This window comes from Spiroplasma sp. ChiS (genome assembly GCF_002968355.1).
GTDB lineage: Bacteria > Bacillota_I > Bacilli_A > Mycoplasmatales > Mycoplasmataceae > Spiroplasma > Spiroplasma citri.
The window spans coordinates 1-5,252 of the sequence record NZ_PUUH01000309.1; the positions used below are offsets into that span (position 1 = coordinate 1).

At 24.7% G+C, this 5,252-nt stretch carries 7 protein-coding genes and 1 tRNA gene; 5 read left to right on the forward strand and 3 right to left on the reverse strand.

Going from position 1 to position 5,252, the window contains the following annotated elements:
* The first annotated feature begins 223 nt into the window (after positions 1 to 223).
* Complete coding sequence (locus C6B38_RS08690) at positions 224 to 1,270, forward strand: hypothetical protein (protein WP_105299325.1); 1,047 nt, start codon at positions 224 to 226, stop codon at positions 1,268 to 1,270.
* A 31-nt stretch (positions 1,271 to 1,301) separates the two neighbouring features.
* On the opposite strand, the gene C6B38_RS08695 is transcribed toward C6B38_RS08690, so the two are convergent.
* The 3 genes from C6B38_RS08695 to C6B38_RS08705 all read right to left on the reverse strand — a co-directional run bounded on the left by C6B38_RS08695 (position 1,302) and on the right by C6B38_RS08705 (position 2,362).
* On the reverse strand, positions 1,302 to 1,811 hold the full coding sequence (locus C6B38_RS08695; protein WP_105299326.1) for a lipoprotein: 510 nt from the start codon (positions 1,809 to 1,811) through the stop codon (positions 1,302 to 1,304).
* A gap of 93 nt (positions 1,812 to 1,904) precedes the next feature.
* Positions 1,905 to 1,995, reverse strand: a tRNA-Ser gene (locus tag C6B38_RS08700).
* A gap of 142 nt (positions 1,996 to 2,137) precedes the next feature.
* Entirely contained in the window at positions 2,138 to 2,362 is a 225-nt protein-coding gene (locus C6B38_RS08705; protein ID WP_105299327.1) for a hypothetical protein, read from the reverse strand.
* Positions 2,363 to 2,581: 219 nt separating this feature from the next.
* On the opposite strand from C6B38_RS08705, the gene C6B38_RS08710 reads away from it, so the two are divergent.
* From C6B38_RS08710 to C6B38_RS08725, 4 genes are all read left to right on the forward strand, one after another.
* Positions 2,582 to 3,043 (forward strand): hypothetical protein, encoded by a 462-nt coding sequence (locus C6B38_RS08710; RefSeq protein ID WP_105299328.1) that lies wholly within the window; start codon positions 2,582 to 2,584, stop codon positions 3,041 to 3,043.
* A gap of 15 nt (positions 3,044 to 3,058) precedes the next feature.
* Entirely contained in the window at positions 3,059 to 4,342 is a 1,284-nt protein-coding gene (locus C6B38_RS08715; RefSeq protein WP_105299329.1) for a hypothetical protein, read from the forward strand.
* Positions 4,343 to 4,770: 428 nt separating this feature from the next.
* Positions 4,771 to 4,998, forward strand: coding sequence for a hypothetical protein (locus C6B38_RS08720; RefSeq protein WP_105299330.1), 228 nt, complete (start codon positions 4,771 to 4,773; stop codon positions 4,996 to 4,998).
* Positions 4,999 to 5,000: 2 nt separating this feature from the next.
* Positions 5,001 to 5,252 (forward strand): hypothetical protein (locus tag C6B38_RS08725; RefSeq protein WP_146693376.1); only part of this gene is annotated, 252 nt, incomplete at its 3' end.

Here is a 5,252-nt window from a genome sequence, read left to right on the forward strand (position 1 = left end):
ACAGTTTTAAACAGTTTTAACTAACGATGGTAAACCAACAAGTGAGTTAGTTTATTCAACTTATAATTTAAAACAATTAAATACTAAAACTAACAGAGTTTATCTAATTAATGAAAAAACAAAAGCAGTTGATGCTCAAACACCAGTTAGTGATAGTGAAAAAGATAATGATTGCGAATTCTTACAAACACCAGATGGTACTGATTGTAGTTATATAATTGATATGTTTTCAATTCAAGCATTATATAAAGGTAATTTTGAAATTATCTTTTATGCTGATAATCCATATACAAATAATGAAGAAGATTACTTACGATTATCAGTATGAAGTTTCAGAGGTAAAACAAAAAGTGTTTTAAATAATTATTTACGTGATATGACAACTAATTATAAAACTAGTTTCTTATTACCACACGACTATGAAATACCAACCTTTAATTACCCACAATATGTTCTTCCACCAGTACCATATAACTATAAACCATACACCAAAGATATTATGCCCGCTGGTGTAGTGCAAACATTAAAAACTAAAATTACAGCACCAGCACAATGTAAATGAAAAAATAATCCTGGTTATTATAATAATATATTTTCTGATGAATTTAAAGATGCTTATTATGAAGTTGAAATTGATTTAAGACAAATTGACCCAACAATTCAAAGTATTGAAAAATTTAAAAGTGCTTATAAAACAATAGAAATAAGTAATCTAGGTAATTTACAAGTTGAATGTGGACCGCCAAATATAGAGAATTTTATTCCTAATAGAAATATTAATTTATCTGCGGGAGAATATTCATGTAATCAGGATTTTGGTTCCTTAGCAAATATTACTTTAAAAAAAAGTGGTCGTTCACAAATAGATAAAGTTAATTTTGATAATATAAGAACTTTGTATACAAATAATATAACTAATGAAATTCAAACATTTGAACCTATTGCATATACTAATGGTTTACCTAGTGGAGATTATTCAAATAGTTATATAACTGAAAAAAATAATGGAAATATTACATTTTTATTACAAATAACAAAATTATCTAATAAAGATAAAAATAAAATTAAAGAAACATATCTACAAGCATATTATACAAATGATATGAAATTAAAAATTAGATTTTCAAAAGTAATATCTGCTCAATTAGTTATTGTTTGAGATTATTTTGGTAATAATAAAGATATTGTATTGGATGTTTCTAACCCAAATGTCTTAGGTATTAGAAATAAAAATAATAACCCAGTTAAAATTACAATTAAACCAAATTAAAAAAACAAAAAGAGATTATTAAATCTCTTTTTTATTTTTCTTTAACTTTTACATTGCCATCTTTATCAATATCTAAATTAGGTTCTTGTGTATCTAAATTTCAACGATAAACATATTTAAAATAAGTACCATTATCATTTTCTCAATAAATTTCTTTAAAAGTTCATGCAATATTTAATGTTTGTCCTGATCCAAATTTATAGGGGCTACTTTTTCATAAATCTGCTTTTTCAAAATTATCAATTTCTATAAAATCGAGTGTATTATTTTTATGTTTAATTAATCTTCAATTATCATTTTCATCACCACGCCACACTACATAATAATATTTATTATCGACTGTATTAAATGGTTTTTCTTGTGGTGCTATTCATTCTAAATTATTTTTAATATTTTCATCAGCTGTATCTATTTTATTATTTTCTTTAAGTTTTGTTAATTCTTCGGGTGTATATTCTTGTGGTGCATTACAAGCAACTACATTTGTTGTGCTTGTTCCTAGTAATGTAATTGCACCTATTATACTTAATAATCTTTTCATTGTATTCTCCTTCTTTATTTATTAGTTAAATTATATAATAAAAAATAAAAAAAGAGATATTAAATCTCTTTTTTATATTTACTTTTTATTAAATGGCGGAACAGGAGAGATTTGAACTCTCACATCGGTTACCCGACCTAACATCTTAGCAGGATGTCCTCTTGTCCAATTTGAGTACTGTTCCATATAGAAATACTAAAAATGTCATTTATTTTACCTCATTTCAATTTTAATGGAAAACAAAATTATTTCAAAAGAAGAATGTATAAAAATTTATGAGAATTATGAAATTAAGTAAAAAAAGTCTAGCAAAAATGCTAGATTTTTTATACTAATGTAATTTTTAAATTGTTATTTCATTCTTTGGTTAGAAATTCAATATCAGCAATTTTACATTTATCTAAATCCGGTATATATACTAAAAAATTAATATTATTAAATTTATCTCTTTTAAAATATTCTTTTTTACTAAATTTATACTGTTTATTATTAAAACAAATAACTAAATTACTTTTCATATTAATTTCATTTAAAAAATCTAAAAATGTCATTTATTTTACCTCATTTCAATTTTATTATAACACTTTTATATTATTTGTTTAGTATTTGTATATAAAAAGTATTGTATTGATAAAATAATAGTGTAAAATAAAGGTAATGGTTTAATCTTTTGTTAAAAAAGCGTATTTCCGGTTTAAGCTTTCCGCCTTAAAAAGAGTTTATGCTGACTTGTTAATCGGACAAGAATAAAAAAAGAGAGGTTTATAAAAATGGCAATTACAAAAGAACAATTAATAGAACAAGGTTTAAGTGCTGAAATAGCAGATAATATATTAAATGAATTTAATAATGAAGCRAAACAAATTAGAGAAAGTTTGCAAAAAAGAACTGATACTATTTCAAAAGAAGAGTATTTAAAAGTTGCTAATGAATTAGATGAATTAAAAGCTTTTAAAGATGTTCCATCTACTAAAATTGAAGATATTAAAACTAATTTAGATAAAGTTAGTGGTAATTCTTTAAGTGAAAGAATGCAAACTTTAAAAGAATTAAAACCTGATTTGTTTGTTGAAGAACAACAATCAGTTTCACCAACTAATTTTATTAAAGATATGATTGAAAAATCTACTGAAAATAAAAATGATGAAATTGAAACTATTAAAGAAAAAGGTGCATATACACCTGATGAAGTTAAAAAATTAACTGATTTCACACTTAAAAACCTTAGATAATAAGGAGTGAAAATTATGGCAACAATTAATGTGCCACAAGTACCTTTTACATTACAAGGTAATACAACAGATCAAAAAGCATATGTTGATATGGTAAATGCTTTATTGCGTGGACCTTTATATAATGAATATGCAAGTATTATGCAATATGCAACAGCAACTGCTGAACAAGTTGCTTATTTACCTAATGCTGGACAAGCATTATATAATTTAACTCATCGTGTGGTATGACAAAATGATTATTCATTACCAAATGGTGGGACAACTCAAACTATGGGATTAACAAGAATTCCAGTTCCTATTGATAAAAGATTTAATTTAAAATTAATGAATGAAGCTTTTGATTTAGCATTATTAGAACAAAATATTAAAAATGGTGTTATTGCTGATGCTATTTCTAGTGTTGTTCAAAATAAATTTGTTAATTTAGAATGTGAATTAATACAAGGTATTTATGATTATTGTTTAGCAGATGGACAATATGAAGTAATTCCGTTTCGTACTTATACAGCAGATAATGCTGATGATGCTAATCGTGCGTTTTTTACATTAAATGAAACTTTAATTGAATTAACTAATCAAATTAGTAATTTATATTTTGGTTTACCAACAGATAAAATGTTTATGGTTTTAGGGCGAAGAGCTTATTTAGGATTAACACCTGCTTATTTAAAAGTAATTGGTTCACAAGCACAATTAAAAGCAATGGTTAATGGTGAATTATATGAAAATACAGCAATGGGTATTCCAGTATCTAAAAGTTTTCATTTAGAAAAAACATATACAAAAGGACAAGTTAATCGTGATAAAGGTTATGATTTTACTAATGTAAATGGTTTAATTATTAATAAACAAGTATGAGCATATCCAATTAATATGGATACTATTAAACAAGTTTTAGATAATGATACTGCTAACCCTAAATGAATTGGTAAAGTTCAATATGCAACACCAACAATTTTATATCCAAAAACATGTAAAATTATTTTAGAAAGACAACCAACCCAAACAGAAATTACACAAGCAATTAATAATTTAAATATAACTTACCGAGTTCCGATTGACTATACTATTGGTAAACCTGCTTTATCAACAGTTATTACAGTACCTAATTTAGGAAAAATTACAATGGCGGGTGATACCCCAACAACAGCAGAATTAGAAACTGCTATTAAAGTAAAAAATACTAATTATCAAACTGGAGATGCAACATTCTCTAATATTACATCTACTGGCGCATTAGCAACTGGAAATCCAAATAAATATAGTGGAACAGTTTCTTTAATTTATTCAAAGTAAGTAGCGCCATAGATATTCACGATAAAATTAAAAATGTTGATAGTTTAACAGATGATGAAATAATTAAAGGAATTATTGTACCTCAAAAAGTAGCAAGTGAAGATTTAAGACCACTTTTAAATGATAAAGTTTTAAAAGCAGTTAAAGCGGTTGATGCAAGTTTAACAGCAGATGATTATGATTGATGACCGTTATATTATCAAGGTTCACCATCAAGTTATGATATTACTACAACAGATATTTATGTTGATATTTATATTGCTGGTAAAAATAAAGCAACTGGTGTTTCACAAGTTCAGTATTATAAAGTACAAAAAGTAAATCAAATAAGTATTAAACAATTTAATAAAGATAATATTGGAACTTTAAAAACACCTTGATATAGTGATGTTCCTGATTTAACTAAAAAAGCAGATGTAATTACTGAAATGAATACTGGTTTTATTAAAGCAATTCAAAAACTTAATGCTGGTTTAACAACTTCAGATTATATTGTTAATATTTTAGATTATGATCATTCAATATTTAATGATAGAGATGAGGGTAATTTTAGCAATAATGTTTCGGTACCATATAGTTTAATTGGTACAAATTGATTAACTGGTGAAACAACAGGAATGGAAATTACAGTTCCTGCTGCTACTAAAAAAACTTAATTATGAATTTATTAATTTTAAGAATATTAACCTTATTAGTTTCTAATTTAGAAAATAAACCATTAATAAGTAAATTTGTTAATTTAATTAATAGAGTTAATCAAATTAAACAAACAGTATTAAAACCAATTGAATATACTACTGGTAAATATAAAAAAATTACTAATAAAGTTGAAGATATTTATCAGTGGTTAGACCCATTCACTTACTTAAATTTAATTAAAAAAGGTTATAAAAAAGAAATTCAACAAATA